The sequence below is a fragment of the Mycetocola reblochoni REB411 genome (genome assembly GCF_900163835.1).
GTDB lineage: Bacteria > Actinomycetota > Actinomycetes > Actinomycetales > Microbacteriaceae > Mycetocola_B > Mycetocola_B reblochoni.
Map to the genome: position 1 here is coordinate 62,770 of NZ_FUKR01000036.1, position 26,900 is coordinate 89,669.

At 70.4% G+C, this 26,900-nt stretch carries 27 protein-coding genes, 2 tRNA genes and 1 other RNA gene; 20 read left to right on the forward strand and 10 right to left on the reverse strand.

Annotation, left to right across the window (positions count from 1 at the left end; translation table 11 throughout):
* Positions 1-323: 323 nt before the first annotated feature.
* Positions 324-405: transfer RNA gene (locus FM119_RS06210), tRNA-Leu, on the reverse strand.
* A gap of 73 nt (positions 406-478) precedes the next feature.
* Here FM119_RS06210 and FM119_RS06215 point away from each other — a divergent pair.
* From FM119_RS06215 to smpB, 11 genes are all read left to right on the forward strand, one after another.
* Positions 479-1,630, forward strand: a complete 1,152-nt coding sequence (locus tag FM119_RS06215) for a TadA family conjugal transfer-associated ATPase (RefSeq protein ID WP_420845576.1) — start codon at positions 479-481, stop codon at positions 1,628-1,630.
* A complete protein-coding gene (locus tag FM119_RS06220) occupies positions 1,627-2,496 on the forward strand; it encodes a type II secretion system F family protein (protein ID WP_087136818.1) in 870 nt (289 codons plus the stop codon). The genes FM119_RS06215 and FM119_RS06220 overlap by 4 nt, the downstream gene beginning before the upstream one ends.
* Entirely contained in the window at positions 2,493-3,428 is a 936-nt protein-coding gene (locus FM119_RS13870) for a type II secretion system F family protein (RefSeq protein ID WP_179205238.1), read from the forward strand. Before FM119_RS06220 ends, FM119_RS13870 begins: the two co-directional genes overlap by 4 nt.
* A 299-nt stretch (positions 3,429-3,727) precedes the next feature.
* Entirely contained in the window at positions 3,728-3,901 is a 174-nt protein-coding gene (locus FM119_RS13875; protein ID WP_179205239.1) for a hypothetical protein, read from the forward strand.
* Between the two features lie 56 nt (positions 3,902-3,957).
* Positions 3,958-4,485: a TadE/TadG family type IV pilus assembly protein gene (locus FM119_RS06230; protein ID WP_179205240.1), complete on the forward strand. Its 528-nt coding sequence runs from the start codon at positions 3,958-3,960 to the stop codon at positions 4,483-4,485.
* Entirely contained in the window at positions 4,482-4,997 is a 516-nt protein-coding gene (locus FM119_RS06235; protein WP_087136821.1) for a hypothetical protein, read from the forward strand. Before FM119_RS06230 ends, FM119_RS06235 begins: the two co-directional genes overlap by 4 nt.
* Positions 4,994-5,476 (forward strand): pilus assembly protein TadG-related protein, encoded by a 483-nt coding sequence (locus FM119_RS06240; RefSeq protein WP_087136822.1) that lies wholly within the window; start codon positions 4,994-4,996, stop codon positions 5,474-5,476. The genes FM119_RS06235 and FM119_RS06240 overlap by 4 nt, the downstream gene beginning before the upstream one ends.
* A 200-nt stretch (positions 5,477-5,676) precedes the next feature.
* Positions 5,677-6,786 (forward strand): peptide chain release factor 2, encoded by a 1,110-nt coding sequence (prfB, locus tag FM119_RS06245; RefSeq protein WP_087136823.1) that lies wholly within the window; start codon positions 5,677-5,679, stop codon positions 6,784-6,786.
* A gap of 102 nt (positions 6,787-6,888) precedes the next feature.
* Positions 6,889-7,908 carry a cell division ATP-binding protein FtsE gene (gene ftsE / locus FM119_RS06250; protein WP_087136824.1) on the forward strand — a complete coding sequence of 340 codons (1,020 nt, stop codon included), beginning with the start codon at positions 6,889-6,891 and terminating at the stop codon, positions 7,906-7,908.
* Positions 7,905-8,819 carry a permease-like cell division protein FtsX gene (gene ftsX, locus FM119_RS06255; RefSeq protein WP_087136825.1) on the forward strand — a complete coding sequence of 305 codons (915 nt, stop codon included), beginning with the start codon at positions 7,905-7,907 and terminating at the stop codon, positions 8,817-8,819. The genes ftsE and ftsX overlap by 4 nt, the downstream gene beginning before the upstream one ends.
* A 114-nt stretch (positions 8,820-8,933) precedes the next feature.
* Positions 8,934-9,410: an SsrA-binding protein SmpB gene (smpB, locus tag FM119_RS06260; RefSeq protein WP_087136826.1), complete on the forward strand. Its 477-nt coding sequence runs from the start codon at positions 8,934-8,936 to the stop codon at positions 9,408-9,410.
* Between the two features lie 75 nt (positions 9,411-9,485).
* Here the strand turns inward: smpB and FM119_RS06265 are convergent, their stop codons facing one another.
* On the reverse strand, positions 9,486-10,757 hold the full coding sequence (locus FM119_RS06265) for an aggregation-promoting factor C-terminal-like domain-containing protein (protein WP_087136827.1): 1,272 nt from the start codon (positions 10,755-10,757) through the stop codon (positions 9,486-9,488).
* A 191-nt stretch (positions 10,758-10,948) separates the two neighbouring features.
* Between FM119_RS06265 and ssrA the strand changes: the two genes are divergently transcribed.
* Positions 10,949-11,319, forward strand: a transfer-messenger RNA (tmRNA) gene (ssrA, locus tag FM119_RS06270).
* 273 nt (positions 11,320-11,592) lie between these two features.
* Here ssrA and FM119_RS14325 read toward each other — a convergent pair.
* The gene (locus FM119_RS14325) at positions 11,593-11,727 is read right to left on the reverse strand and encodes a hypothetical protein (RefSeq protein ID WP_276327865.1); all 135 of its coding nucleotides are present in this window, start codon (positions 11,725-11,727) and stop codon (positions 11,593-11,595) included.
* Positions 11,728-12,187: 460 nt separating this feature from the next.
* Here FM119_RS14325 and FM119_RS06275 point away from each other — a divergent pair, with 460 nt between their 5' ends.
* The gene (locus FM119_RS06275; RefSeq protein ID WP_087136828.1) at positions 12,188-13,699 is read left to right on the forward strand and encodes a glyceraldehyde-3-phosphate dehydrogenase; all 1,512 of its coding nucleotides are present in this window, start codon (positions 12,188-12,190) and stop codon (positions 13,697-13,699) included.
* Positions 13,700-13,753: 54 nt separating this feature from the next.
* Here the strand turns inward: FM119_RS06275 and FM119_RS06280 are convergent, their stop codons facing one another.
* From FM119_RS06280 to FM119_RS06290, 3 genes are read right to left on the reverse strand one after another with little or no spacing between them, the layout of a single operon-like run.
* Positions 13,754-15,271, reverse strand: a complete 1,518-nt coding sequence (locus tag FM119_RS06280) for a tripartite tricarboxylate transporter permease (RefSeq protein WP_087136829.1) — start codon at positions 15,269-15,271, stop codon at positions 13,754-13,756.
* Positions 15,259-15,906 (reverse strand): tripartite tricarboxylate transporter TctB family protein, encoded by a 648-nt coding sequence (locus FM119_RS06285; RefSeq protein WP_087136830.1) that lies wholly within the window; start codon positions 15,904-15,906, stop codon positions 15,259-15,261. The genes FM119_RS06280 and FM119_RS06285 overlap by 13 nt, the downstream gene beginning before the upstream one ends.
* Positions 15,903-16,883 (reverse strand): Bug family tripartite tricarboxylate transporter substrate binding protein, encoded by a 981-nt coding sequence (locus tag FM119_RS06290; protein ID WP_087136831.1) that lies wholly within the window; start codon positions 16,881-16,883, stop codon positions 15,903-15,905. The genes FM119_RS06285 and FM119_RS06290 overlap by 4 nt, the downstream gene beginning before the upstream one ends.
* Positions 16,884-17,023: 140 nt before the next feature.
* On the opposite strand from FM119_RS06290, the gene FM119_RS06295 reads away from it, so the two are divergent.
* Positions 17,024-18,313 carry a sensor histidine kinase gene (locus tag FM119_RS06295; RefSeq protein WP_087136832.1) on the forward strand — a complete coding sequence of 430 codons (1,290 nt, stop codon included), beginning with the start codon at positions 17,024-17,026 and terminating at the stop codon, positions 18,311-18,313.
* Positions 18,306-19,046 (forward strand): response regulator, encoded by a 741-nt coding sequence (locus tag FM119_RS06300; RefSeq protein ID WP_143822638.1) that lies wholly within the window; start codon positions 18,306-18,308, stop codon positions 19,044-19,046. The genes FM119_RS06295 and FM119_RS06300 overlap by 8 nt, the downstream gene beginning before the upstream one ends.
* Here the strand turns inward: FM119_RS06300 and FM119_RS06305 are convergent.
* A complete protein-coding gene (locus FM119_RS06305) occupies positions 19,043-19,867 on the reverse strand; it encodes an inositol monophosphatase family protein (protein ID WP_087136834.1) in 825 nt (274 codons plus the stop codon). The genes FM119_RS06300 and FM119_RS06305 overlap by 4 nt on opposite strands.
* 106 nt (positions 19,868-19,973) lie before the next feature.
* Here FM119_RS06305 and FM119_RS06310 point away from each other — a divergent pair.
* Together FM119_RS06310 and FM119_RS06315 are read left to right on the forward strand one after the other, a co-directional pair.
* A tRNA-Lys gene (locus tag FM119_RS06310) sits at positions 19,974-20,049 on the forward strand.
* Positions 20,050-20,212: 163 nt separating this feature from the next.
* Positions 20,213-21,001, forward strand: a complete 789-nt coding sequence (locus FM119_RS06315; RefSeq protein ID WP_087136835.1) for a DNA-formamidopyrimidine glycosylase family protein — start codon at positions 20,213-20,215, stop codon at positions 20,999-21,001.
* Between the two features lie 45 nt (positions 21,002-21,046).
* On the opposite strand, the gene FM119_RS06320 is transcribed toward FM119_RS06315, so the two are convergent.
* The 3 genes from FM119_RS06320 to FM119_RS06330 form a co-directional block, all read right to left on the reverse strand.
* A complete protein-coding gene (locus FM119_RS06320) occupies positions 21,047-21,478 on the reverse strand; it encodes a hypothetical protein (RefSeq protein WP_087136836.1) in 432 nt (143 codons plus the stop codon).
* Between the two features lie 89 nt (positions 21,479-21,567).
* Positions 21,568-21,762 carry a hypothetical protein gene (locus tag FM119_RS06325; RefSeq protein WP_087136837.1) on the reverse strand — a complete coding sequence of 65 codons (195 nt, stop codon included), beginning with the start codon at positions 21,760-21,762 and terminating at the stop codon, positions 21,568-21,570.
* A gap of 38 nt (positions 21,763-21,800) precedes the next feature.
* Entirely contained in the window at positions 21,801-22,694 is an 894-nt protein-coding gene (locus FM119_RS06330; protein ID WP_087136838.1) for a sugar phosphate isomerase/epimerase family protein, read from the reverse strand.
* Between the two features lie 95 nt (positions 22,695-22,789).
* Between FM119_RS06330 and FM119_RS06335 the strand changes: the two genes are divergently transcribed.
* From FM119_RS06335 to ilvD, 3 genes are read left to right on the forward strand one after another with little or no spacing between them, the layout of a single operon-like run.
* Entirely contained in the window at positions 22,790-24,328 is a 1,539-nt protein-coding gene (locus tag FM119_RS06335) for an alpha,alpha-trehalose-phosphate synthase (UDP-forming) (protein WP_179205241.1), read from the forward strand.
* 28 nt (positions 24,329-24,356) lie between these two features.
* Positions 24,357-25,121, forward strand: a complete 765-nt coding sequence (gene otsB, locus FM119_RS06340) for a trehalose-phosphatase (protein ID WP_087136839.1) — start codon at positions 24,357-24,359, stop codon at positions 25,119-25,121.
* A 46-nt stretch (positions 25,122-25,167) separates the two neighbouring features.
* On the forward strand, positions 25,168-26,862 hold the full coding sequence (gene ilvD, locus FM119_RS06345; RefSeq protein WP_087136840.1) for a dihydroxy-acid dehydratase: 1,695 nt from the start codon (positions 25,168-25,170) through the stop codon (positions 26,860-26,862).
* Positions 26,863-26,900: the final 38 nt, after the last annotated feature.

The following is a 26,900-nucleotide window of genomic DNA, read 5'->3' on the forward strand; positions in this document are numbered from 1 at the left end:
GTTCGTGGCGGCGACTCACAGCCTAATGTTCGTGGCAACGTAGTTTCAACTCATGTGCGAGCGTATGTCGTGGGCGGGCGCAATCGACGCCACTCGGAGCCGGGTCGGGCACGAGAGAACGCCCGTGCGGCGGAAGCGGTCACATCGCGGAAGTGGATCGGAGGGGCCGTCGCGACGGCGCTGGCCCGCGGATGCCCCGGCTGGACATCAGGGGAATGCCGATGGCGAGGCCGCTCCGCACGATGATCAGGGCGCCAGGGGAGCAGCCGCTCCGGGGCCGGACGCCGGGAACGCGCCGGCGTGATCGCCGCCGTGGGGGACCGTGCGGGAGAAGGGACTTGAACCCTCACGCTCGAAAGCACAGGAACCTAAATCCTGCGTGTCTGCCGATTTCACCACTCCCGCGTCCCCCCAGAGTATCCGCCCACCGAGGTGCCGTTGTGGACATCGCGCCCGGAGGGCGATCCGCTGTCGCATGATGTCGGGCGTGGAGCGGGCAGTGGAGGACGTGGTCAGGCGCGTGCAACGGCGCATCGGCGCGGATGCGGACAGGGACGAGGTCGCGGAGCTGGCCAGACGCGAGAGCGCCCGCCGTGCCGAGCAGGGTCGTGCGGGGCGTGACACGGCCGTGCCGGACGAACGCGCTCTGGAGCGGAGCGCGCTCGCCGCGCTCCTCGGCTACGGCGCGCTCCAGCCACTCCTGGACGACCCGGCGGTCGAGGAGATCTGGATCAACTCGCCGCGGGCGGTGTTCGCGTCGGCCGGCGGCGTCACCCGGCGTGTTCCCCTCGAGCTGACCGCCCAGGCCGTGAGAGAGACGGTGGAGCGCATGCTGCAGACGACGGGGAGGCGCCTGGACCTGAGCTCCCCGTTCGTCGACGCCTCGCTACCCGACGGATCGCGCCTGCACGTGGTCATCCCCGACATCACCGCGGGGGACTGGGCCGTCAACATCCGCAAATTCCTGCGAGGCACCGGTGACATCGACGCGCTGGTCGGCAGAGGGATGATCCCGGCCGATGTCGTCGGTTACCTTCGCGGGCGCGTCGCGGCCGGGGGCAGCATCGTCGTATCCGGTTCCACGCACACGGGGAAGACCACGCTGCTCGGGGCGATGTTGACGAGTCTGTGCGCCACCGAGCGCATCCTCACGGTGGAGGAGACCTTCGAGCTGTCGATCCGCGTCCCCGACCGCGTCGGGCTTCAGGGCCGCGAGGCGAACCTCGAGGGCAGTGGCGCCGTGGACCTGCGGCGGCTGATCCGCGAGGCGCTCCGTATGCGACCCGACCGTCTCGTGGTCGGAGAGGTCAGGGGCGCCGAGGCGCTCGACCTCCTCATCGCCGTCAACACCGGTGTCCCCGGCGGTTGCACCGTGCACGCGAACTCCGCCGGCGACGCGCTGCGCAAGCTCACCCTGCTTCCGCTGCTCGCGGGAACGACCGTCGACCGCGGCTTCGTCGTCGAATGCATCGCCGCGGGAATCGACACCGTCGTCCACTTGGAACGGGACCGCGACGGAGCGCGTCGTGTCGCCGAGGTCGCGCACCCGGAGCTCGGCGATGGCGGGCTGACCGCGCGAACCGTCTATCGTGCCGAGCAGGTGCCCGGAACACGGGAGGGGCGACCGTGACCGCGCTCGCCCTGGCCTTTCTCACCGGTACGGGTGCCGCGCTCCTGGCGTGGAACCTGATCGCGCCTCGGCGTTCCGTGTCCGATCGCGCGCGGAGCCGAGCCTCGCGGCGACGGGTGCGGGCGGCGCTCGCCGAGGCCGGGCTCGGGCGTGTGCCGGTTCCGGTCGCTCTGATCTTCGGGGTCATGCTCGCGACGCTGTGTGCCGCCGTCCTCGGCGCCGTCACGGGGGTCCCGGCCGTGGCGGGTGCCGGGGCATGCCTCGGCGTGGTGATCGAGGTCGCCTGGGTTCGCGGTCGCGTGCGGCGCACCCGCGAGGCGCGGAGGGCGGAGTGGCCCGACGTGATCGATCAGTTCGTCGCCGAGCTGCGCGCCGGGCGCACCATCGCGAGTGCGGTGGGCGAGGTCGCCGACTCGGGGCCTCGCGGTATGCGTGACGGATTCAGCCAGATCAGTGACGAGATGACGGCCTCGGGGGACACGGATACGGCGCTGCACCGGGGCAAGGGCGTCTTCGCCGACCCGGTAGCCGACCGTCTGCTCGAGACGCTCCGGATCGCGCGCTCCGTCGGCGGGACGGACACCGTCAGGGTTCTCATCGAGCTCGGCGCTTATGTCAGGGAGAACGAGGCCGTTCGGCGCGAGGTGCACTCCACGCAGGCCTGGGTGCGCAACGCCGCCGTCCTCGGTGCGGCAGCACCGTGGCTGATCCTCGTGCTCCTGTCCACGCGTCCCGAGACGGCGGCGGCGTATCGCAGTCCGGCGGGGACCGTGCTCATCGTCGCGGGGGTGGCCCTGACGCTGGCCGCGTTCGCGGCGATGCTCGCGATCGGGCGCCTGAGGGACGAGCAGAGGTGGGTCGGGTGACGTCGATCGAGTGGGGTGCGATCGGGTGGGGCATCGTTCTCGGGCTCGGCGCGTGGATGATTGTCGGCGCCGTTCCGCGGCTGTCGCGGCCTCGTCTGGTCGAGCGAATCGCCCCGCACCTCCAGGACGTCTCCGCCGGTGCGAGAGCAATCGTTCGGCGGCGTGCGGCAGAACCGTCCGGGGCGTTGCGGGAGCTTCTCCGTCCGCTGTTCGATCTCGCTGTTGTGATCGTGTCCCGCCTCGGAGCGACGGAGCAGAGGATCGAGCGCCGGCTGCGCATCGCCGGCGTCACGGAGACCGTCGACCAGTACCGCCGTCGCGTGGCCGCCGTGGCGCTCGCCGGCGTCGGGGTCGGGCTGCTCCTCGCCGCAGTGCTGTGGGCACTCGGCCGCACGGGCTTGGAGTCGCTCCTGCCCGCGACGGTCGTGCTGGTCGCGCTGATCATGCCCGAGGTGCGGCTGCGAGCACGCAGTCGTCGCCGTCGCAGAATGATCGAGCAGGAGCTGCCGGTCGTGCTCGAGCTGATGAGCCTCGCCCTCACCGCGGGGGAGAGCGTACGCAACGCCGTATCCCGGCTGGCGGGGCAGAGCAACGGCGTCGTCGGCGAGGCGCTCCGTGCGGCTGTTGCGCGGACCGCCGCGGGGATCCCGCTCAGTACGGCGCTGACGACGAGCGCGTCGGCCGTCGACTCGGCCGAGTATGCGCGGGTCGTCGATCAGCTGGTCCTCACACTGGACAGGGGAGCTCCCGTGGCCGAGGTGCTCCGGGCACAAGCGGGTGACGCCAGGCAGAGCGAGAAACGTCGACTCGTCGAGGAGGCGGGACGCCGTGAGGTCGTGATGATGGTCCCGCTGGTGTTCGTGATTCTCCCGTTGTCGGTCGCGTTCGCCGTGTTCCCCGGGATCTTCGTCATCGACGCGGGCCTGCCGTGACCGGCGCGGCGCGGCGCGGCCGAGGTATCCGGGGGAACGGCGGTCGAGGGCGGGCGCGGTCGCCGCCGAAGGTCCGCAGTGAGAACACGCGGAGGCGGGCCGGACCCCGCCCGACGGGGACGCGATGACAGCACGACACGATGACGGCACGACACGATGACGGCACAACAGGAAGACGGAGAGTGATCAGGATGCGATGGACGACAATGCGGCGCCGGCGAACAACGATGGGACGCGGCAGCGCGTGGACAGCCCTCGGCGGCCCCCGCCGCGGCCCTGCCGCTCCGACCAGTGCGGCGTTGCAGGGGGCACCCGGTGGTGGCGAGCCCAGTCCCTCTGAGCGCGGCGATGTCCCCGGCTGGGTGCTCATCACGCTCATGACGACGGCATTGGTCGTCGCGATCTGGGCGCTTGCGGCTCCGGCGCTGACCGCACTGTTCGAGCAGGCGATCTCGCGTGTGTCCGAGCTGTGAGCGCTCCGCGCCGTCGAGGGCTCTCGGCCAGCCGGCGCCGCGCCGCGGTCGATCGCGTGGTTGGTTCGGGTCGCCGCCACGCGGTCGGGGGTCGGACGCTGACGCGTGGGTGGCCGACCCCGGTCGACGCCCGACGCGGTGACGACGGCTCCGCGCTGGTCGAGTTTCTGCTGGTCGCCGCGCTTCTGCTGACGGTGGTCGGTGGGATCGCGCAGCTGCTCGTCGTGGTGCACATCCGGGCGGTCGTGAGCGATGCGGCCGCGGATGCCGCCCGAATCGCCGCCTACGCCGACGGGGATGACGACGAGGGGCGCCGGCGTGCGGCGACGGTGATCGGACACTCGCTCGGACGGGAGGTCGCCGCCCAGAGCTCCGTCCGCGTCCATCGCGACGACCGCGGGGTCACGGTCGAGATCGACGCGCCGGTGATGGCCATCGGCTTCACGGCGCCGGTCGGCGTGTTCACCGTCGCGGGGTCCGCCCTGCTCGAGCGCGTCGAGGCGTCGGCATCCGATCCGGGAGGACGCTCAGCGGAGAACGTTGCGTCCCGTGGCGAGGGAGTCGGGGATGGGGGAGGGGCATGAGCGCGGGGACTTCCCTGATCTCGTCACGAATCCCGCGCCGCCGGGCCGTCGAGGGCTCTGATGTCCCGGCCCCTCGATGCAGGGGGCTTTTCCGGGGGGACGACCGCGGTTCCTCCAGCATCGAGTTCCTGTTCACCGCGCTGATCCTCCTCGTGCCGACCGTCTACCTGGCCCTCGCGCTCGCGGCGATCCAGGCGTCGGACGCGGCGGCCCGCTCCGCCGCGGTCGGCGCCGCGCGGTCGTGGGCGCGCAACGGGGACCCCGTCGAGGCGAAGCGGGTCGCGCAGGAGTCGCTGCAGCACCGCGTCGATGGTCCGGAAGTGACGGCTATCGACCTTGCCTGCGCTCCGACCGCCTGCACCTGGCCGCAGGGGGTGGCCTCCGCCACGGTGACGCTGAGCGTGAGTCTCCCCATCGTCCCGGCACTGCCAGGAGTTCCGGCGTTGACATCGGTGAGCGCGACGGCTGACTACCCCGTGGCCCGGTTCGGACGGGACGGCGCGACGAGATGACCGGTGCGGTGCGTCGGGCCGCCCCGGCCACGCAGGACACGCGGAGGCACAGCGCGACCGGGCGGGACGACGGCACCGTGCTCGTGCTGACCCTGTTCGTCGCGCTGCTCCTGGTGGTTCTCTGCTTCGGGGTCACCAGCCTGAGTGCCGCGCACGGCGCGAGGCAACTTCTCCAGTCCCAGGCCGACGCCGCAGCGCTCGTCGCCGTGGACTCCGTCGATCTCACTGGCGTGCCGGAAGCGACGGGCCGGGGTGACGCCCCCGCGCTCCGGATCGAGGTGGCCGAGGCGGAGCGGGCCGCCGCGGGCTTCCTCGATCGGACCGACTCCGCAGCGGACATCGTCGCGGTGATGTCGTCAGACGGCCGAACCGTGACGATCGAGCTCACCGAGCGATGGAGTGTGCCCTGGTTCGGCGACGTCCTGGCGGCCGATGTCGTCATCGAGGCGACCGGCAGGGCACGCATCGTGGTGAGGTGACCCGCATCGGTAGCGCGACCGCGGCCCTCGGGACCGGCGCCTCCATGGAGGGCACGGCACCGTTGCGCCGCGTGGCGGGGCGGCGCTGCTCAGTCGAGCTGCGCCGCTCAGGCGGGCAGCGCCGACGGTCGGGCCGGCGCCGTCGGGCCGGCCGAGCACCGACGGGTGGGGCAGCGGCCGTCAACTATGCTGGGGGAACCATGATTGACCTCGATCTCGGCGACGCCATCGCCCATCTCCGAACCACCTTCGCCGACATCGTCCAGGTCGTGAACCCCGACGACCTTCGACGTCAGATCGCGGAGCTCGAGGAGCAGGCGGGCGCTCCCGACCTCTGGGACAACACCACGCACGCGCAGAAGGTCACCAGCTCCCTGAGCCACCGGCAGTCCGAGCTCAACCGCGTCACGAGTGTGCAGAGCCGCCTCGACGACCTCGACGTGCTCATCGAGCTCGCCGTCAGCGAGGACGACGAGGACTCGGCGGCCGAGGCGCGCGACGAACTCCGCGCGCTTCAGGAGGTCGTCAACGACCTCGAGGTGCAGACCCTGCTCAACGGGGAGTACGACCCGAGGCCCGCGGTCATCACGATCAGAGCGGGCGCGGGCGGCGTGGACGCAGCCGACTTCGCCGAGATGCTCATGCGGATGTACCTGCGCTGGGCGGAGAAGCACGGCTTCACCGCGACGGTCATGGACACCAGCTACGCGGAGGAGGCGGGCGTGAAGTCGGCCACCTTCGAGATCGACGCGCCGTATGCCTTCGGCAAGCTCAGCGTCGAGGCCGGCACCCACCGCCTCGTGCGCATGTCGCCGTTCGGTGCCGCGGGCAAGCGGCAGACCAGCTTCGCAGCGGTCGAGGTGATCCCGCTCATGGAGGAGACCGAGTCGATCGACATCCCCGAGAACGACATCAGGGTCGACGTGTTCCGCTCCTCGGGGCCCGGTGGTCAGAGCGTGAACACGACGGACTCGGCCGTCCGCCTCACCCACCTCCCGACGGGGACCGTGGTGTCGATGCAGAACGAGAAGAGCCAGATTCAGAACCGGGCCGCCGCGATGCGGGTCCTGCAGTCCCGCCTCCTCCTGCTGCAGCGCGAGGAGGAGAACGCCAAGAAGAAGGAGCTCGCTGGCACCATCACGGCGAGTTGGGGCGATCAGATGCGCTCCTACGTCCTCGCGCCGTACCAGATGGTCAAGGACCTGCGGACGGAGCACGAGGTCAACTCCCCGCAGACCGTCTTCGACGGCGATCTGGACGGGTTCATCGCCGCCGGAATCCGCTGGCGCAAGCGTCCGAGCGACGACTGACCCGGCGCCGGCGCCCTGCACAGTTTCCCGCCGTCGCCCATCGTCCGGCTTCGGGTGTGTCCGACCCGGTTTCCGGGCGCCTCGCCGTAGGCTGACCTCGTCATGATTCGTTTTGAGAACGTCACCAAGAACTATCCGGGCAACCCCCGGCCGGCGCTGGACGACATCAACCTCGAGGTCCAGCGCGGCGAGTTCGTCTTCCTCGTCGGCGCGTCCGGGTCCGGGAAGTCGAGCTGCCTCCAGCTGATCCTCAAGGAGGAGCGCCCGTCCGAAGGCACGATCTTCGTCCTCGGCAACAACCTCGGCTCGATCTCGCACCGCAAGGTGCCGTTCTTCCGTCGCGACCTCGGCGTCGTGTTCCAGGATTTCCGGCTGCTGCCGAACAAGACGGTGTTCCAGAACGTGGCGTTCTCGCTGCAGGTGATCGGCAAGTCCCGCGGCTTCATCCAGGAGGCCGTCCCCGACGTGCTCGAGATGGTCGGGCTCGGCAACAAGAGCGACCGCCTGCCGAATGAGCTGTCGGGCGGTGAGCAGCAGCGCGTCGCCATCGCGCGCGCCGTCGTGAACAAGCCGCAGATCCTTCTCGCCGACGAGCCGACAGGCAACCTCGACCCGGCGACGAGTGCGGGCATCATGAAGATCCTCGAGCGGATCAACGCCGGCGGCACGACCGTGGTCATGGCCACGCACGAGGCCGGCATCGTCGACAAGATGCAGCGCCGCGTCATCGAGCTCGTCGACGGCAGCATCGTGAGGGACGAGGTGCGGGGCGGCTACGGACAGACGGCCGCGATCCCCGAGCTCACGCCCGAGATTCTCCTCGGAGCCCAGATCGATCAGGCCAGGCGCGACCTCGCCGAGGCCACCCGCCAGGCCGAGGACGAGGCCAATCGGGCTCGAGAGGCCCACGAGCGGGCGACCAAGGACGCGGAGCTCGCGGGCCGCCCCCGATTCGGTGCCGAGGACCCGGCCCCGTCCGCGCCCGTCGCGCCTGCGCGACCCGAGCTGTCGCGGACGGAGTCGACGGACGTCGACGTGGAGGAGCACCTCTCGCTCGCTCAGGACCTGGGGCTCCGCGACGACGAATCCGATGGTGACACGACGGTTGGGCCGGTGAAATGAGATTCTCCCTGATTTGGCAGGAGGCCGTCCTCGGTCTGCGCCGCAATGTCTCCATGGTGATCTCGGTCATTCTCGTGACCTTCATCTCGCTGACGTTCGTCGGGATGGCCGTGCTGACGCAGATGCAGATCGCCCAGATGAAGACGTTCTGGTACGACAAGGCACAGGTGGCGGTCTACCTCTGCACCGACGAGTCGCAGAGCGAGAACTGCGTGAGCGGTGCCGCGACGGACGACCAGAAGACCCTCATCGAGGAGCAGCTGGACTCCGACACCCTCGCCCCCTTCATCAACGAGTACTGGTTCGAGGACCGCGATCAGGCGTACGAGAACTTCAAGAAGCAGTTCGAGGACAACGACATCGCTGCTCTGGTCACGCCGGAGCAGCTGAACGAGACCTACTGGATTAACCTCAAGGACCCGAGTCAGTCGGCCGTGATCCAGGAGGGGCTGTCGAGTCAGTCCGGCGTGGACCAGGTCGTCGACCAGCGGACCTACCTGGACGGCATCTTCCAGGTTCTCAACGCCGGAAGTATCACCGCGATCTCGATCGCGGGCCTCATGCTCCTGGCCGCGGTGCTCCTCATCGCCACCACGATCCGGCTGTCGGCGTTCTCGCGGCGGAAGGAGATCGGCATCATGCGACTGGTCGGTGCCTCGAACAGGTTCATCCAGACGCCGTTCATCCTCGAAGGCGTGTTCTCCGCCCTCATCGGATCCGTGCTGGCCAGTGCCGCCGTCGTGGGGATCGTGCACTACTTCATCCAGGGCTACCTGGCCGACCGAGTGATGGCGGTCAACTTCGTCGGTGTTCCGGAAGCGCTGCTCGTCGCGCCTCTGCTGATCCTCGTCGGGGCGCTTCTGGCTGCCCTGTCCGCGAACTTCGCGATTCGCAGGTACATGAAGATCTAGTCCGTTCGGTCGGCGCGGGGGCTTTGTCCCTCGCGCTGACGGCGTTGTAGCGGGCTAAGATGGAAGGCTGTCGTCGGCGTTCGGCTCGACGACCGGAGCGAAGGAGTGTCAGAGGTGCCGAAGGAACGCGGACAGAAGGTGGTCGCCACCAACCGTAAGGCGCGCCACGACTACCTCATCGAGGACACCTTCGAGGCGGGGCTCGTCCTCAGCGGGACCGAGGTGAAGTCACTCCGTCAGGGGCGCGCCTCCCTCGTCGACGGCTACGCCTTCATCGAGGGAGGGGAGGCCTGGCTCGACGCCGTGCACATCCCCGAGTACCGGGCCGGGACCTGGACCAACCACCCGCCTCGGCGCAAGCGCAAGCTCCTGCTGCACAAGGCCCAGATCATCAAGATCTCCCAGAAGGTGGCGCCCGGCGGCTATACGATCATCCCGTTGCAGATGTACTTCAGCGACGGCAGGGCCAAGGTCGAGATCGCCATCGCCAAGGGCAAGAAGGAGTACGACAAGCGGCATGCCCTGCGCGAGCGTCAGGACAAGCGTGAGGCGGCGAGGGCCATGGCGACACGCAATCGCATGGGGGAGTAGCGTCGCGGGTGATCGCGGGTGATCGCGGGTGATCGCGGGTGATCGCGGGTGATCGCTCGGTGTCGGCTGTCCGGCTCAGTACCAGTTGGTCGCTTGCGAGTGCGACCACGCGCTGCACGGGGTGCCGTAGACGTCGGCGATGTAGGACAGACCCCAGTCGACCTGGGTGCGCGGGTTGGTCCGCCAGTCGGCGCCGGCGGTGATCATCTTGCCGCCGGGAAGCGCCTGCGGGATCCCGTAGGCGAGGCTGGACGGGTTCGTCGCCTGGTAGTTCCAGCCGGACTCCTTGTTCCACAGCTTGACCAGGCAGGAGAACTGCTCCTGGCCCCAGCCACGAGCGGACACCCGGGATGATGCGTAGGCCTGCGCGGCGGCCGGGGAGCGGTCCTGCGAGGATGCGCCGGACGACCCCGAACCACCGGACGACCCCGAACCGCCCGAGGAACCGGATCCCGAGGACGCGGAGCCGGAGGACGAGCCGGTCGACGACGCCGCGCTGGAGGAGCCGCCAGACCCGGTTCCCGAGGCTGAGGCCGCGGCCCGCGCCTGACGTGCGGCCTCGTCCTTGGCCGCCTGCGCCTCGGCGGCGGCCTGCTGCTCCCTGGCTACGCGGGCCATCTCCTGACCCTGTCGGTAGTCCTTCTCGACCTTCGCCGAGGTGTCCTTGAGCGTCGCGAGCTGGCTGTAGAGGGTCTTCTGACGGGCGGTCGTCTCCGCGACTGCCTCGTCCGCCTCGGCCGAGGCCGCCGCGGCTGCGTCTGCGGCCTGTGCCGCAGCCGCCGCCCGGTCCTGGCGGACGCGCTCCGCCTCCTCCGCGTCGGCTCGGAGGGAGGCGACGGTGCCACGCGCGCGCGACGCTGTGTCGAGAGCGCGCCGGCTCACGGAGGTCAGCTGCTCGAGGCTGCTCAGCGACTGCAGCAGCGATCCGGGGTCCTCGCTCATCGCGAGGCGGAGGGTCGCGGAGTCGCCGTTGCGCGCCAGACGCGCCGCGACCGCTCCGGCGGTCTGGGACGCCTGCTGCTCCTCGTCCTCGGCCTCGGAGAGACGTGACGTCAGCGCGGACACGTGCTTCTCGGCGTCTGCCAGCTCGGAGGCGCGCTGAGCCGACGTCTCGGACGCGGCAACGGCGTCGGCGCCGAGTGCCGCAGCGGTGGCGTCCAGATCGTCGAGGGCGTCGGAGACGCGAGCGACCTCGGCGGCAGTCGCGGATGCGCTCGACTTCGCCTTGGTGACGTCATCCCAGCTGGGGTAGTCGTCGGCCGTCGCGGCACCCGCCGGCCCAGCAAATACCGAGGCGGCGACGAGCGCGACCACGCCCAGGGGTGCGAGGGAGCGGCGGGGGAGCATGCGCACAGCCTAACCCCGGCACCACTCGGCACGGGAACCGCGCTCAGAGCGAACGCGACGACTCGGGTCGCCGATGGCGCCGCGTGGGCGGTAGACTCTGAGAGTCCGGCGCGTCCGGATCGTCGTGTGACAACTCAACAGCGCTACAACGACCCGCACGGATCGGCAACCATTGCCGTCCGAGCGCGCAGGGGGATGATCGGTTTCGACATTGCCTGTGAAACTGCGAGAAGCGGGCCGAGGATGCGGGGTTATCTCGTTAACGCTCTCCGCAAAACATAGGTGCCAATGCTAAGCGCACCGACTTCGCTCTCGCTGCCTAAGCAAGAGTAGAAAGTCCGTCAGACCGGGTTTGTCCCTGCCCCGGATCCTGGCGTCATTGAGGGGACTTGCTGCGTCATCGTGTATCAGGGTGACGCGGGACTTTTACTGATACTGGGCCCGTCGACCTAGGCGTCCGTGACAAAGGTCGGGGCCGAGCAGAACGCTTCCACGGACTACGCCCGTAGAAGGCGCAGAATCTCAGCAGTGGACGGGGGTTCAATTCCCCCCATCTCCACCATCGGTCGTTGTCGCGCTGTCCCGGTTATCCGGGTGGGATCCACACGACGCGGCCCCGCCATCTCAGCGATGGCGGGGCCGTTCTCCTGTGGGTGGCCCGTGGTCGCGTGGTGGCGCACGGTGGTGTCCCGACGTGGTGGGTTCGTGCTCGCGCGGTGGGGTGATGCGCGCGCGGTGGGGTGGTGCGCGCGCTTGGGGAAACGTCTCGGTCCGCGGGGGAGTGTTCCGTCGGGAGCGCCACGCGCCCGTGCCCTGCCCGCCCTGCTCGGACGGTCTAACTGAAGAGCATCATGAGGACGGTCGATCCCCCGGTGGTCAGCACGAGCGCGGCGATCACCAGCCAGGTGATGCGGCGCATGCGGCGGCGGCGTTTCTCGCTGTAGAGCGGGGTGTCGTCCTCAGTGGTCACGAATCAACCCTAGCCGTCGCTTCCCGCACATACACTGGGCGGAGGGGACAGCGGTCGAGGGAGATTCGCGAATGAGATGCCGGGCGAGTGCATGCGCCGAACGCGGTGTGCGTGGCCTCATGCTCCGCTCGTCCGGTCGTCCGAAGCGCACACGTCTTCGGCCCGTCATCGCCGCGACCGAGCTCTCGTCGGGTCGGCGGAGCGCGCCGGGACCGCAACGGCGCCCGGTGGGCGAGTGCATCTGCGCCTCTGCGTCTGTTGGTGCCTGTGCCTGTGCCTGTGCCCGTGCTTGTGCTTGTGTCCGTCGTGCCCGTGCGGCTGCCGCCGGACGCGATAGGCGACGCCGTGGCTGCCGGCCCACGATCGCACGCCAGCGGCCGCCGGCCGTTCGTGCGCCCGGCGTCCCCGCCGAGCCCCGGAAACCGCGATCCCGCGGTCTGCCGCCGAGGAAAAGGAAACGATGAACACCACCAGTTACGAAGACCATCAGCGACGCTGGATTCGCAACGTGGAGCAGGCCGAGCGAATCATCCCGCTCATCGGCTCGCTCTACCGCGACAGGGGGGTCGTCACCTCGATCCACGGGAGACGGCTGATCAACCTCTCCGCCGTCGACCTGCTCCGCGTGCACGCCTACGCCGCCGAGGCGGAGGGGGTCGAGTTGAGCGTGACCGAGTCCGCGGCACTGCTCCGCGCAATCACGCGCGTCGCCCCTCCGCCTGCCTCACTCGATGTTGCCCGCCTGGCCCGGCTCGCCGCGGCCGAACGGCCCGGCGAGCCGCTCGGCGACGACCCCGCAGCCCTGGACGCGGTCATCCGTGCGGAGCTGCGCGGCGTGCTCCGAGGCGGGGACACGGACGTGGCGATCGACGAGGTGCTGGAGCGCGGCAGGGACGTGGTCCTCTACGGCTTCGGCCGCATCGGGCGACTGCTCGCGCGCATCCTCATCGCCCACGCGGGCAACGGGCGTGGCCCTCGCCTGCGCGCCATCGTCGCGCGGCGGGGCTCGCCGGACGACCTGGTGAAGCGCGCGAGCCTGCTCGCCAGGGATTCCGTGCACGGACCCTTCGACGGCACCATCGAGGTCGACGAGCAGGCCGGCACGATCACCGCCAACGGCACCGTCATCCAGGTGATCTACGCGAACGACCCGTCCGAGGTCGACTACGAGGCCTTTGGCATCGTCGACGCGATCGTCGTCGACAACACCGGACGGTGGCGAGACAGGGAGCAGCTGAGCCGGCACCTCGCCAGCCCGGGCGCCTCGCGCGTCCTGCTCACGGCGCCCGGGTCCGGTGACGTACCGAACATCGTCCATGGGATCAACCACGACTCGATCGCCGATGACGACGTCATCCTGTCCGCCGCCTCGTGCACCACGAACGCCATCACCCCGGTGCTCAAGGCGCTCGACGACGCCTACGGGGTGGTGCGCGGCCACGTCGAGACCGTGCACTCGTTCACCAACGACCAGAACCTCATCGACAATTTCCACAGCGGCGACCGGAGGGGTCGGTCGGCCGCGCTCAACATGGTGATCACGGAGACGGGCGCGGCAAAGGCCGTGGCCAAGGCCCTCCCCGCTCTGGCCGGGCGCCTCACCGGCAGCGCCATCCGGGTTCCGACGCCCGACGTCTCCTTGGCCATCCTCAACCTGCGCCTGGGGCGTCGAGCCGACAGGGCCGAGCTGAACGGTTACCTCAGAGAGGTCTCGCGTCACTCCGCACTCCGTCAGCAGGTCGACTTCGTCGACTCGCCCGAGCTGGTCTCGACCGACATCGTCGGCAGCAATCGCGCCGGGGTCGTCGACGGGCAGGCGACCATCGCCGACGCCGAGGACGTGGTGGTCTACGTCTGGTACGACAACGAGTTCGGCTACGCCTGCCAGGTTGTCAGGGTGATCGAGGCGATGGCGGGGACGCACCCGGTCGTGGTTCCCCGACGGCGCGAGGTCACGCTCGCCTCGGGCTGAGCCGCACGGCGGGGGCCCGTCCGCACGCGGACGGGCCCCCGCCGCTCCCACCGGTCAGGCGGACGACGTGGCACGTCGGCGGCGTGCGCGCAGCTGCTGAACGATGCTGGCGGCCACCGCCAGCCCCATCACGATGTAGAGCACGACGGTGATCGGCGAGGACACCAGGATGGCGGGATCACCCTCGGAGACGGCGAGCGCCTGACGCAGCGTCGTCTCCGCGAGCGGACCAAGGATCGCCGCGATAAGCACCGGAGCGAGGGGGATGGAGTACACCCGCATGGCGAAGCCGAGCAGCCCGATCCCCAGCAGCAGCCAGAGGTCCGTCGTCGACGAGGCGATTGCGTAGACGCCGAGCGCGGCGAACACCGTGATGCCCGCGTAGAGGTAGTGCTTGGGCACGAGCAGCAGCTTCGCCCACACCGCGGCGAACGGCAGGTTGATGATCAGCAGGATGACGAGTCCGATGAACAGGCTGGCCAGCAGCGGCCAGACCAGATCGGCGCTGCGCTCGAACAGCAGCGGGCCGGGCTGCATGCCGTACTGCTGGAAGGCGGCGAGCATCATCGCCGCCGTGGCTGATGTCGGCAGTCCGAGCGCGAGCAGTGCGCCCATGGCCGTCCCCGCCGTCGCATTGCCGGCGGCCTCCGGCCCGGCGACGCCCTGGATGGCACCGCGCACCCCGAAATCGGGGTCGGCGCGCCGCTGTGCCAGCTTCTTCTCCGTCCCGTAGGCCAGGAACGTCGGCACCTCGCTGCCGCCGACCGGGATGGCGCCGAACGGCACGCCAAAGGCGGTGCCGCGGAGGAAGGCGGGAAGGGCGGTCCGGAACTCCCTCCAGTTCAGGAACGGTGACCCCGCCGCGACCACGCGCGACGCCGGCTGATCCGCTCCCGAGCGATGGGCCACGTGCAGCACCTCGCCGATGGCGAGCAGACCGACGGTGATGACGATGATGGAGATCCCGTCGAAGAACGCCGGCAGCCCGAGGGTGAAGCGCTCCGCGCCGCTCTGACTGTCGATCCCGACGAGTGCGAGGCAGAGTCCCAGCCCGAGAGCGATGAGGCCCCGCACGACCGACTCGGCGACGACCGCCGAGATCGCCACGAACGCGAACACCGCGAGGGCGAAGTACTCGGCCGGGCCGAACAGCGTCGCCAGCGTCACCAGGTAGGGGGAGAAGAACACCACGAGCGTCGTCGCGATCGTCCCGCCGATGAATGCCCCGATGGCGCTGGTGCCGAGCGCCTTGGCCGCGCGGCCGGACAGGGCCATCCGATGGCCCTCGAACGTCGTGGCGATGGCGGAGGAATTGCCCGGCGTGTTCAGCAGGATCCCCGCCGTGGAGTCGCCGAACAGGCCACCGAAGTAGATGCTCGCGAACATGATGAACGCGCCGGTCGGGTCGAGGCTGAAGGTGACCGGCAGCAGCAGCGCGACGGCCATCGCCGAGCCGAGGCCCGGCAGCACGCCGACGGCCGTCCCCAGGACCGCACCGATGAGCAGCCAGAGCAGGTTGATCGGCGTGAGGGCGCCCTGGAAGCCCTCGAGCAGGTGGGTCAGTTGATCCATGAGAACGCTCCCGTCAGGATCCCCGAGGGGAGGGTGAGGCCGAGACCGGCGGAGAACGCCAGCTGGACGGCGGAGGACATCAGGAGGGCGATGGCGATGTCGAACAGCGGTCGGGTGCTGCCGAGCGCTCTGGCCACCACCCAGAACAGGGCAGCGGCGCTGAGCAGCCAGCCGAGCGGGTCCAGAATGAGGATGAACCCGGCCAGTGCGGCGACGACCATCAGGACGGGCCGCACCCCGGCCGCCCGCGGTGCGGTGGGCGTGGCGCTGCGTGAGGCCAGATCCGGGTCGCCGCTGACGATGCGCAGCTCGGTCGTCGATTCGACGTTGCCGAGGTCGGCGAGCATGTCGGCGTTGAGCTCCGACGGCTCGTCGGGCCCTGGACGCCGGGGATGCCGGATGACGCCGACGGCGAGCGCCACCGCGAGCACGAGCATGAAGCAGCCGACGATCGTGGGGAAGAACTGCGGTCCGGGGGTTCCCGCACCCTCCGGCACGTCCATCGTGGCCGTCCCGAGCAGCATCAGCACTCCCAGCACGGCGACGCCGAGCGCCACGCCCAGTTCACCGCGTCCGTTCCACCAGCGCGTCGCCGGGGCGGCCGACGTGCCCCGCGTCGTCTCCGGGGCGCTCACAGTCCCAGCTCCTCGACGATGGCGGACACGCGGGCGCTCTCCTCCGCGACGAAGGCGTCGAGCTCGTCGCCGGTCATGAAGGTGTCCGTCCAGTTGTTGCGCGCCAGGGTGTCGCGCCACTGCTCGGTGTCGTGCATCTCGGTGAGGATCTGGACGAGCTCGTCCCTGGTCGCGTCGGGGATGCCGGGGGGAGCGACGTAGCCCCTCCAGTTCGACATCGACACGTCCAGACCCTCCTCGGCGAACGTCGGGACGTCGACGCCGTCGATCGGCTCGGCGGCGGACATGCCGAGAGCCTTCAGCGTGCCGGCCCCCAACTGGTCCCTGAAGTCCGTGTACCCGGAGATCCCGGCGACCGCGGTGTGCGAGAGCAGCGCGGTGAGGACCTCCCCGCCGCCGGGGTAGGCGATGTAGGTGATCTCGGTCGGCGCGATGCCGGCCTCCTCGGCGAGCATGCCGGAGAGCAGGTGGTCGATGCTGCCGAGCGAGCCCCCGGCCAGCGCCGTGCTGCCCGGAGCCTCGCGCCAGGCAGCGACGAACTCCTCGAGGGTGTCGTAGGGGGAGTCCGCCGGGACGACGAGGACGTTGTAGTCGTCGGCGAGGCGGGCGAGGAGCGTGGTGTCCTCGACCCGCTCCGGCGTCTTCGACAGCTCGGCTGCGCCCATCATCACGCCGCCGGTGACCATGATCATGTCGTCCCTTCCGGTCATCTGCATCAGCTGGCTCAGCCCGATCGTCCCCCCGGCGCCCGGCACGTTGACGACCTGGGCGCTGTTGGTGATCCCGTTGGTGCGAAGCGCCTGCTGGCTCTCCCTGGCGAAGGTGTCCCAGCCGCCGCCCGGCGCCGCCGGCGCCATGAGTGTGAGCGTGCTGCGGGCGCTGGCGCCCTGGGCGGTCGAGCCGGCGTCGACCGCGGCCGCCCCGACGAGTCCGATCGTTGCGATGGCCACAACCGTGGCCGTGAGTTGTCTTCTCATGTGTCGTGCCTTCCGTCCGGGCACTGCGCTGTGCCCGCGACGCCGTCCAATATCCCAGCCCTATGCCCCCGCCGGTGCGCGCAGGCGGGTTATGGTCGTAACTGGTCACACCAGTTCAGCGACGAACGTCAGGAGGCGCCGTGTCGGAGCACACACCGGTGCTGCGGGTCGCGGGGCGACTGCTGCCCCTGGTCCAGGTCGTCATCGTCGTCGTGTGCGTCGCTGTGACGGTCGCCGTCGCCGCGGCCGTCCACGCCGCCCAGCTTCGACAGGGCATCGGGGAACGGGTCAGGGCCGTGGCGCTCAGCCTCGCGGAGCTGCCCGAGGTCGGGGAGGTTCTCGCCGGCGCCGTCGACGACGGGGTGGACGAGCGGAGCACCGCCCGTCTGCAACCGGTCGCCGACCTCGTCGCCTCGGCGGCGGGTGTGGACTACGTGGTCGTCACGGATGACGACGGCGTCAGGTTCACCCATCCGACCCCTCGGCTCCGCGGCGAGCCGGTGTCGACCGATCCCGCAGAGGTGCTCGGGGGCGCGGAGTTCCTCGGAACGGAGACCGGAACCCTTGGGCCGAGCTACCGGGCGAAGGTTCCTGTCCTCGTCGACGGGACCGTCGTCGGGACCGCGTCGGTCGGCATCCTCGAATCGCGCATCTCTGCCGAGGCCGCGGCGGCCCTCGGCGGGGTGCTGCCCTGGGCACTCGGTGCCGGCCTCGTCGGCACCGCCATGAGCGCACTGCTCGGTGCTCGCGTCGACGTCAGGCTCCGCGCGGCCGCCGTACAGGGCATCGAGCTGGAGCACACCAGGGCGCGCGAGGCGGAGCTGGCCGCCCAGACGCACGAGTTCCGCAACCGCCTGCACGTCATCGCCGGCATGGTCGAGTCGGGCCGGTCGCGTGAGGCGCTCGGCTTCATCGGAGAGGTGGTCCCCGTCGTGCCGGGTGGCTCGCCGGCGGTCGTCGGCGATGCGCGGGTGGACGCTCTGCTCCGCGCGCTCGCGGCCGAGGCGTCAGCCGTGGGCGTTCGGCTGGCCGTGAGCGGGGCGGCCGACCCCGCGGCGGTCGATGTGGACGTCATCACCGTGCTCGGCAATCTCGCCGACAACGCGATCGAGGCCTGCGCCGGGGGCGACGGCCCGCGGGAGGTGCGGGTGCGGCTCGACGTCGACCGGTCGCGCGTCGAGATCGAGGTACAGGACTCCGGTCACGGCATCGATCCCGCGCTGGCGCCGGACGTTTTCGCCCGCGGGGTGACGACGCACGAACCCGACGGCGGCGGGGCGGCCAGGGGCGAGGGGCTCGCCACGGTCGCTGAGATCTGCCGCCACCGGGGCGGTGCTGCGGAACTGGGGTGCCTGCCGTCCGGGGGCACACGGTTCCGTGCCTCCTGGCCGTTGCGACGCCCTGCCGTGGCGGGTGGTCGCGATGGCTGAGCGCCGCGTCCTCGTCGTCGACGACGACCCGGACGTCGCCGAACTGCACGCGCGCCGTGTCGCGGCCGTCGAGGGGTTCCGGCTCGTCGGCGTCGCTCACACCGGCGTCGACGCCGTCAGGGCGGTCGGTGAGCTCGCGCCCGACCTCGTCCTGCTCGACGTGCACCTGCCTGACATCAGCGGCGTCGAGGTGCTGCACCGCGTGCGGACGCCGTCCGCGGGGTCGGCCGCGCCGGGCGCGGATACGGCGGCCGCCCCCGACGTGATCGTGATCAGCGCCGCGTCGGACCGCATCGCCGTCGGGCAGGCCCTCGCGGCGGGCGTCGCGGACTACATCGTCAAACCCGTATCGGCGAGCGAGCTCGCGCGCCGCCTGCGCCAGTACCGCGACCTGCCTCGGAACGGCGTCCCCGATGCGGTGGCTGGCAGCCTCGAGCAACGGTCGATCGACGCGCTCGTCGCCGCGGGAACGGGGCCGATCCGTACCGTGCCGTCCGCCCTCCTGCAGCGTCTGCCGAAGGGCCTGTCCGAGCCGACCGCGCGCGCCATCCTGAACAGCGTCCCCCTGGACGTCCCGCGGCCGGCGGCGTGGATCGCGGAGCGGGCGGGGGTCTCACGGATCACCGCTCGCCGATACCTGGAGCTGCTGCGCACGGCCGGTGTCGTGGAGCTGAGCCACCGCTACGGCGTCCCCGGCCGGCCGGAGCAGCGCTTCCTGCGGACGAGCGACTAGCCGGCGGACACCACGCCGAGCAGCTGTCCGTGCAGGAGTCCGTTGCTCGCCAGCGAGCTGCGCGTGGCGATGGTCTCGACGCCATCGATATCGGTGAAACGCCCTCCTGCCTCCCGAACGATCGGCACGAGCGCGGCGAGGTCGTACTCCTTGACGTCGAACTCCGCGACCGCGTCGAGCACGCCCTCGGCGAGGAGCATGTACGACCACATGTCGCCGTACGCCCTGTCGCGCCAGACGGTGCGGCTCAGCTCGGTGAGCTGTGCCAGCCGGCCGACCTGGTCCCACTGCTCGATGCTCTGGAAGCTCAGTGAGGCGTCGGCGATGTTGTCGACGGCGGACACCCCGAGTCGACGCGCACCGTCCTCGCCCGTCCTCCTCGTCCACGCGCCGAGGCCTGTCGCGGCCCACCAGCGCTGCTGGAACCCCGGCGCGCTGACCACACCGAGCTGAGGGACTCCGTCGACGGCGAGGGAGATCAGAGTGGCCCAGTTGGGGACGCCACGGAGGAAGTTCGCCGTCCCGTCGATCGGGTCGATGATCCACTGGCGGCTCGACGTGCCCTCCGTGCCGTATTCTTCGCCGAGGATGCCGTCGTCGGGGCGCCGCTCCGCCAGCAGGTCGCGGATCGCACGCTCGACCGCCAGATCGGCGTCCGTGACGTAGCTGCGGTCGGGCTTGGTGCTGATCTCCAGGTCGCGAGCCGTGAAGCGGGCAGCGGAGATCTGGTCGGCGGCGTCGGCGAGCGTGTGGGCGAACGCGAGGTCGTCGGCGAGGGAGTGAGCGCTGTCAAGCGTGGAGGGGGTGGAGGGGGCGGTCATGTCCCCACAGTATCTCCCGACACGCCGTCCCACCGATGCGATTGGCAGGGCCGATGCGGCGATGGTAACGTTACTTCCTGGTTCGAGCGGCTTGATTGCTCGCCCCGCACCTCTAGCTCAATCGGCAGAGCAACTGACTCTTAATCAGTGGGTTCTCGGTTCAAGTCCGAGGGGGTGCACCACCTCATCAGATGGCCCCGCTTCGGCGGGGCCTTTCTGCTGTGCGGTGCGGATGCCGCGGTGCTCGTCCACGGTACCGGGCTGCCCGTGGCGCGCGGGTGTCGGTGGTCACGGGCAGACTGGCGCAGGGCGCCGTCGAGCGCCACTCGATCACGAGGGGGCAGCATGCCGGAGGGTGATACCGTCCACCGTCTGGCCGAGCGCCTTGCGGCCGTCCAGCGCGGGAGGGAGCTCGTCCGGGCGGAGCTGCGCACCCCGTCGACGGCCACCGCCGATCTGACCGGTGCCATCGTGGACGACGTGGTCGCGCACGGCAAACACCTCTTTCACCACCTCGGCGGACGGAGTCTGCACACCCACCTGCGGATGGACGGGCGGTGGCAGGTGATCCCCGAGTCGGCTCCGCAGCGCTGGCAGCGCCCCTCCTGGGCGGCGCGGGCGATTCTCGGCACCTCGGACAGCCTGGCGATCGGTTTCGACCTCGGCGTCGTCGAGGTTCTCGACGCCGCGGGCGAGGCATCGGTCCGGGCCAGGCTCGGCCCCGATCCGCTGAGCGCGGAGTGGGACGCCCGCGTCGCGGCGCGCGGTCTCGCCGAGGCCTCGGCGACCGGGGTCGGCGCGGCCGTCGCGCTCGGCGACCAGTCCATCATGGCCGGACCGGGGCAGGTCTACGTGACGGAGGTCTGCTTCCTCGCGGGCGTCGACCCGCGGCGGCCCCTCGCGTCCACCGAGACGGAGCGTGTCGTGTCGCTGGTCGAACGGACGATGCGGGCCAACCTGCCGCGGCGACGGCGGGTGTTCACCGGGCGCGACCGGCCCGGCCAGCGCACCTGGGTCTACGGGCGTTCAGGGCGGAGCTGCCTGCGCTGCGGCACACCGCTGCGCGTCGACGAACTCGGCGCGACACCGCTGACCGCACGCGGTGTCGTCTGGTGCCCCTCCTGCCAGCGGTGACCCGCACGGGATCCGGCCGCCAGGCGGGCAGCGACATCGTCGGTGTCAGGACGCGGCGGACTCGCTGGCGGTCCGCCCCCGCGGGTGCACCATGTCCTCGCGGATGACCGACGGGTCGTGGCCGGCCGGGTCCGCCCAGACGGCGATCCCATTCAGCTCGCGCTCGATGTAGTCGCGCTGCTCCTTGGCGTCGCGTCGCTCGCTCGGCCCCGTCACAGCCGACGGCTCGGACGTCGCCACGACCGCCTCGACGATCTCCGCGGTCAGCGACGCGCACGAGATCCGCTGGAAAATGGTGTCCGACACGTCAGTCGCGTCCTCGCGGCGCTGCAGGACCCACCGGCCGTCGACGCCGATCTGCTCGGCGACGATTCTGAGGACGGCCGCCTCGATCCGGTCGCGGTCCAGCGGCGCGGGCGCCGGCGCAGCCGTCACCGGTGCGACGGGTTGTGCGCGATGCTTGCGACGACCGAACATGGCGGCGACTCCTCATGACGAATGGACTTCGTCACCAGTGTCCTGGCAAAACCGCGCGATCACGGGCGACACGCCGCCCCGAGCCGAAGCTAGCCGTCGATCTCGCCGCGCTCGATCCGCCCCTGCTCCCTGACGGCGCCCACGGCGAGGGCGACGCTGATGCCCCAGCTGACCCAGAGCAGCACGAGCCGCCAGTCGCGGGGGCCCGACCGGGTCGCCTTGACGACGCTCCAGGCGCCGGTCACGGCTCCGATGAGGGAGGTGTTCAGAAGATACTTGCGCATGCTCGCTCCGAGGGTGCGGGGACGGGGTGCGCACGAGTCTAGCCGTCGCGCTGGTCCTCGCCGTCGTTGTGGCCGTCCGGGGTGAGGTGCGCCCGGATGCTCCGGTGCCTGTGGCCGCGCAGGTGGTCGGTCCCCGTGCGGTTCTGGCCGAGATGGGTGCGGGCGAACTGCAGCGTCTCCTCCAGCAGCATCAGGCGTTCGACGTCGTCCTTCGCGCCGCGGGTGTTGATCTCCGCCACGACGTGACCGGCGAAGCCGTTCTCGACGGCGAAGCGCAGGGTCTCGGCGACGGGCTGAGCGCCGTGCCCGGGAACGAGGTGCTCGTCGAAGACGCGATTCTCGTCCTGCGAGCGCGAACCGTCGCACAGGTGGATGTGCTGGAGGCGCGGACCCAGGCGCCTCGCGAGCTCGAGCGAGTTCAGCCCGGACAGCGAGGCGTGGGAGAAGTCGAGGGTGACGTGGTCGCAGTCCATGTCCTCGGGGCTCCAGCCGGGGGAGTAGGCGGCCATGGTCCGGCCCCTGACAGCCCAGGGGAACATGTTCTCGACGGCGATGTCGACGCCGGAGTCCTGCTCCGTCTCGCGCACGATCGTCAGGAAGTTCTGCGCGTACCCCCGCTGCCACCTGAACGGAGGGTGCACGACGACGGTCTCCGCGCCGATCGCCGCCGCGAGCTCGGCCGACCGCCTGAGCTTGACGGCGGGGTCGCGGCCCCAGACGAAGTGCGTCAGCAGCAGGACCGGCGCGTGCACGGAGAGCACCGGCATCCGGTGCCTCTCGCTCAGCGCGCGGATGGCTTCGGCGTCACGAGTGATGTCCTCGTTGGTGACCATCACCTCGATGCCGTCGTAGCCGGCGTCCTCAGCGAGCGCGAAGGCGCGCTCGAGGCCGAGGGGATAGACGCAGGAACTGCTCATGCCGACACGGATCATGCGGCCAGGATAGTGTCGCCGACTGGCCGCCACCTCCGTGCCGCGGCGTGCCATCGCGCTGATAGCCTGTGAGCGTCGACGCTGCGGAGGGCCTCATGACAGAGCACGACCACCCGGACCACCCCCGATTCGATTTCGTGGTGGTGGCGAACCGACTGCCCGTCGATCGCGTGGTCGACGGCGACGGCAACGCCTCATGGCGCACCTCGCCCGGCGGTCTCGTCACCGCGCTCGAGCCGGTCATGCGGGAGACCGAGGGGGCCTGGATCGGTTGGCCGGGGGGAACGGTCAACGACATCGAGCCGTTCGACTACAACGGGACCTGGATCGAGCCGATGCCGCTCAGCGCTCAGGAGGTCGAGGAGTACTACGAGGGGTTCTCCAACGACACCCTCTGGCCGCTGTACCACGACGTGATCGCTCCGCCGAGCTACCACCGCGAGTGGTGGGACAGCTACCGCACGGTGAATCAGCGCTTCGCGGAGCGGGCCGCGCAGCTCGCGGCCCACGGAGCGACCGTCTGGGTGCATGACTACCAGCTTCAGCTCGTTCCCGGCATCCTCAGGGAGATGCGGCCGGACGTCACGATCGGGTTCTTCAACCACATCCCGTTCCCCGCCTACGGCATCTACTCCCAGCTGCCCTGGCGCACGCAGATCATCCGCGGGCTGCTGGGCGCGGACGTCATCGGCTTCCAGAGGGCGGCCGACGCCGGCAACTTCCAGCGGGCCGTCCGCCGGCTGCTGAGCTACGAGGCCAGCGGCACGACGATCACCGTGCCCACCGACGAGGACGGGAAGGTCACCAGCGGGTCGCGCAACACGAAGCGTCCGAGCGGGCCGACCCGCACGGTCGTCGCCCGGCACTACCCGATCTCCATCGATGCGCTCGCCTACGAGCGGCTGGCGAGGGAGCCGCGGGTGCAGGAGCGCGCGGCCCAGATCCGTTCGGAGCTCGGCAACCCGCGCACGATCATGCTCGGCGTCGACAGGCTCGACTACACGAAGGGCATCCGGCACCGGTTGAAGGCGTACGGCGAGCTGCTGGCCGAGGGGCGTCTGCAGATCGAGGACGTGTCGCTCATCCAGGTCGCCAGCCCCTCACGCGAGCGCGTCGAGACCTACAAGCAGCTCCGAGACGAGATCGAGCTGACGGTCGGCCGGATCAACGGCGACTTCGGCACGATCGGCCACAGCGCCATCAGCTACCTGCACCACGGCTACCCCCGCGAGGAGATGGTCGCGCTGTTCCTCGCGGCGGACATCGTGCTGGTCACGGCGTTGCGCGACGGGATGAACCTGGTGGCGAAGGAGTACGCCGCCGTGCGGTACGACAACGACGGGGTGCTGGTGCTCAGCGAGTTCGCCGGTGCCGCCGACGAGCTCAAACGTGCGCTCCTGGTCAACCCTCACGACATCGAGGGGTTGAAGGACACCATCATGACCGCGGTGGAGATGCCGAGGGCCGAGCGCTCGCGGCGGATGCGCGCGATGCGGAAGAGGGTGATGGAGCACGACGTGGCCGTGTGGTCGCGCAGCTTCCTCCGCGAACTGTCCCCGTATCAGCTCTCCCGCGGTGGGACGGATCTGCTCGCCGTCGTCGAGGCGCGGCCGGGTGCGGCAGACCACGCCTGAGGGCGCCTGACCGGTAGACAAGAAAGGCATGACCGTGCAGATCGATGACGCATTGCTCGACCCGCTCGTCGAGGCGGAGACCCTCCTGGTGGCGCTTGACTTCGACGGAACGCTCGCCCCCTTCGAGAAGGACCCGGCGGACTCGCGCATGGTCCCGGCCGCGGCTGAGGCTCTGGCGGAGCTCCGGGAGGCGCCGGGGGTGGCGCTGGCGCTGGTCTCCGGTCGGGCCGTGGAGAGCCTGACGGCGGCGGCGCGGCCGGCGGAGGGCGACTACCTCGCCGGTTCGCACGGACTCGAGATCCGGGAACCGGGGGAGAAGCTGCGGCTGCTCGCTCCCGAGGAGGCCCTGCAGCGGCGCGACGCGCTTCACGATGTCTTGCACTCCGTCGTCTCGGGCGTTCCCGACGCCTGGGTCGAGTCGAAGCCGGCCGGGTTCGCCGTGCACACCAGGGCCCTGTCCGAGCAGGCGGCCGAGGAGCTCGGCGATCGGGCGGCGGCAGCGGTCGTCGCCAGGGGCATTCCGGCGAGCAGCCGACGGGGGAACGGCGTCAGAGAGTTCGCGCTCGCAGAGGCGGACAAGGGGCAGGCCATCGAGCACTTCCGCCGGGTGGTCGGCGCCGACGCCGTGCTGTTCGCGGGCGACGACGTCACCGATGAGGACGGCTTCGCCGTCATGGGTTTACGCGACCTCGGGGTCAAGGTCGGCGAGGGACGGACGAGGGCTCGGGCGCGCGTGGCGTCGCCCGGCGAGCTGGCCGCGCTCCTGCTCCGCATTAAAAAACTGCGATCATAGTTTTTCGCTGTCCGGAGCGGCGTGCACGGGGTTCTAAACTGAGGCCATGCCAGACATCGACATGAAGCCGCGCAGTCGCGACGTCACCGACGGGATCGAAGCAACCACCTCCCGAGGCATGCTCCGCGCGGTCGGGATGGGCGACGAGGACTGGGACAAGCCGCAGATCGGCATCGCCAGCTCCTGGAACGAGATCACCCCCTGCAACCTCTCACTCGACCGCCTCGCCCAGGGGGCGAAGGAGGGCGTCCACTCCGGCGGGGGATACCCGCTGCAGTTCGGCACCATCTCCGTGTCCGACGGCATCTCCATGGGCCACGAGGGCATGCACTTCTCCCTCGTCTCGCGTGAGGTCATCGCCGACTCCGTCGAGACCGTCGTCATGGCCGAGCGCCTAGACGGCACCGTCCTGCTCGCCGGGTGCGACAAGTCGCTCCCCGGCATGCTGATGGCGGCGGCCCGCCTCGACCTGGCGAGCGTGTTCCTCTATGCCGGCTCGATCGCCCCCGGCTGGGTGAAGCTCAGCGACGGCACCGAGAAGGACGTCACCATCATCGACTCCTTCGAGGCCGTCGGCGCCTGCAAGGCGGGCACGATGAGCGAGGAGGACCTCAAGCGGATCGAGTGCGCCATCGCCCCCGGCGAGGGTGCCTGCGGCGGCATGTACACCGCGAACACCATGGCGAGCGTCGCCGAGGCGCTCGGCATGAGCCTGCCGGGATCGGCCGCACCGCCCTCCGCCGATCGGCGCAGGGACTACTTCGCCCACCGCTCGGGCGAGGCGGTCGTCACCATGCTCCGTCTCGGGCTGACCGCGCGCGACATCCTCACGAAGAAGGCGTTCGAGAACGCCATCGCGGTCGCGATGGCCTTCGGCGGGTCGACCAACGTGGTGCTGCACCTGCTCGCCATCGCCCGTGAGGCGGACGTCGACCTGACCCTCGACGACTTCAACCGCATCGGCTCGGCCGTTCCGCACATCGGCGACCTCAAGCCCTTCGGTAAGTACGTCATGAACGACGTCGACCGCCACGGCGGGGTGCCCGTCGTGATGAAGGCGCTGCTCGACGCCGGTCTGCTGCACGGCGACGCGATGACCGTGACGGGCAAGACGGTCGCGGAGAACCTCGCCGAGATCAACCCGGACCCGCTCGACGGCGAGGTCATCCGGACCCTCGACAACCCCATCCACGCCACGGGAGGCCTGACGATCCTGCACGGTTCGCTCGCCCCGGAGGGCGCGGTGGTCAAGACCGCCGGCTTCGACGCCGACGTGTTCGAGGGGCCGGCGCGGGTGTTCGAACGCGAGCGCGCCGCGATGGACGCCCTCACCGAGGGCAAGATCCAGAAGGGCGACGTCGTCCTCATCCGCTACGAGGGCCCCAAGGGCGGCCCCGGCATGCGCGAGATGCTGGCGATCACGGCGGCGATCAAGGGCGCGGGTCTCGGCAAGGATGTACTACTCTTGACGGACGGTCGATTCTCAGGCGGCACAACCGGACTGTGCATCGGCCACATAGCACCCGAAGCCGTGGACGCAGGTCCCGTGGCATTCGTGCGCGATGGTGATCTGATACGGGTCGATATCGCAGCTCGCTCGCTCGACCTACTTGTCGAGGCGGACGAGCTGGCCGCCCGCCGTGACGGCTGGGCTCCGCTTCCTCCGCGCTATACCCGTGGCGTCCTGGCGAAGTACTCGAAGCTCGTGCGCTCTGCTGCAGAGGGCGCGACCACCGGGTAGCGTCGCCGCTGTCCCATTCACTCACCACATTCGGGAAC

Excerpts from the sequence above, each read along its gene's own strand:
- FM119_RS06330 (WP_087136838.1), bottom strand. The coding sequence starts at position 22,694 with ATGATCCGTGTCGGCATGAGCAGTTCCTGCGTCTATCCCCTCGGCCTC.
- ilvD (WP_087136840.1), top strand. The coding sequence starts at position 25,168 with ATGCCAGACATCGACATGAAGCCGCGCAGTCGCGACGTCACCGACGGG.
- FM119_RS06315 (WP_087136835.1), top strand. The coding sequence starts at position 20,213 with ATGCCGGAGGGTGATACCGTCCACCGTCTGGCCGAGCGCCTTGCGGCC.
- FM119_RS06235 (WP_087136821.1), top strand. The coding sequence starts at position 4,482 with ATGAGCGCGGGGACTTCCCTGATCTCGTCACGAATCCCGCGCCGCCGG.
- FM119_RS06305 (WP_087136834.1), bottom strand. The coding sequence starts at position 19,867 with ATGACCGCCCCCTCCACCCCCTCCACGCTTGACAGCGCTCACTCCCTC.
- prfB (WP_087136823.1), top strand. The coding sequence starts at position 5,677 with ATGATTGACCTCGATCTCGGCGACGCCATCGCCCATCTCCGAACCACC.
- FM119_RS06275 (WP_087136828.1), top strand. The coding sequence starts at position 12,188 with ATGAACACCACCAGTTACGAAGACCATCAGCGACGCTGGATTCGCAAC.
- otsB (WP_087136839.1), top strand. The coding sequence starts at position 24,357 with ATGACCGTGCAGATCGATGACGCATTGCTCGACCCGCTCGTCGAGGCG.
- FM119_RS06215 (WP_420845576.1), top strand. The coding sequence starts at position 479 with ATGTCGGGCGTGGAGCGGGCAGTGGAGGACGTGGTCAGGCGCGTGCAA.
- FM119_RS06335 (WP_179205241.1), top strand. The coding sequence starts at position 22,790 with ATGACAGAGCACGACCACCCGGACCACCCCCGATTCGATTTCGTGGTG.
- ftsE (WP_087136824.1), top strand. The coding sequence starts at position 6,889 with ATGATTCGTTTTGAGAACGTCACCAAGAACTATCCGGGCAACCCCCGG.
- FM119_RS06320 (WP_087136836.1), bottom strand. The coding sequence starts at position 21,478 with ATGTTCGGTCGTCGCAAGCATCGCGCACAACCCGTCGCACCGGTGACG.
- FM119_RS06265 (WP_087136827.1), bottom strand. The coding sequence starts at position 10,757 with ATGCTCCCCCGCCGCTCCCTCGCACCCCTGGGCGTGGTCGCGCTCGTC.
- ftsX (WP_087136825.1), top strand. The coding sequence starts at position 7,905 with ATGAGATTCTCCCTGATTTGGCAGGAGGCCGTCCTCGGTCTGCGCCGC.
- FM119_RS06325 (WP_087136837.1), bottom strand. The coding sequence starts at position 21,762 with ATGCGCAAGTATCTTCTGAACACCTCCCTCATCGGAGCCGTGACCGGC.
- FM119_RS06280 (WP_087136829.1), bottom strand. The coding sequence starts at position 15,271 with ATGGATCAACTGACCCACCTGCTCGAGGGCTTCCAGGGCGCCCTCACG.
- FM119_RS06300 (WP_143822638.1), top strand. The coding sequence starts at position 18,306 with ATGGCTGAGCGCCGCGTCCTCGTCGTCGACGACGACCCGGACGTCGCC.
- FM119_RS06290 (WP_087136831.1), bottom strand. The coding sequence starts at position 16,883 with ATGAGAAGACAACTCACGGCCACGGTTGTGGCCATCGCAACGATCGGA.
- FM119_RS06240 (WP_087136822.1), top strand. The coding sequence starts at position 4,994 with ATGACCGGTGCGGTGCGTCGGGCCGCCCCGGCCACGCAGGACACGCGG.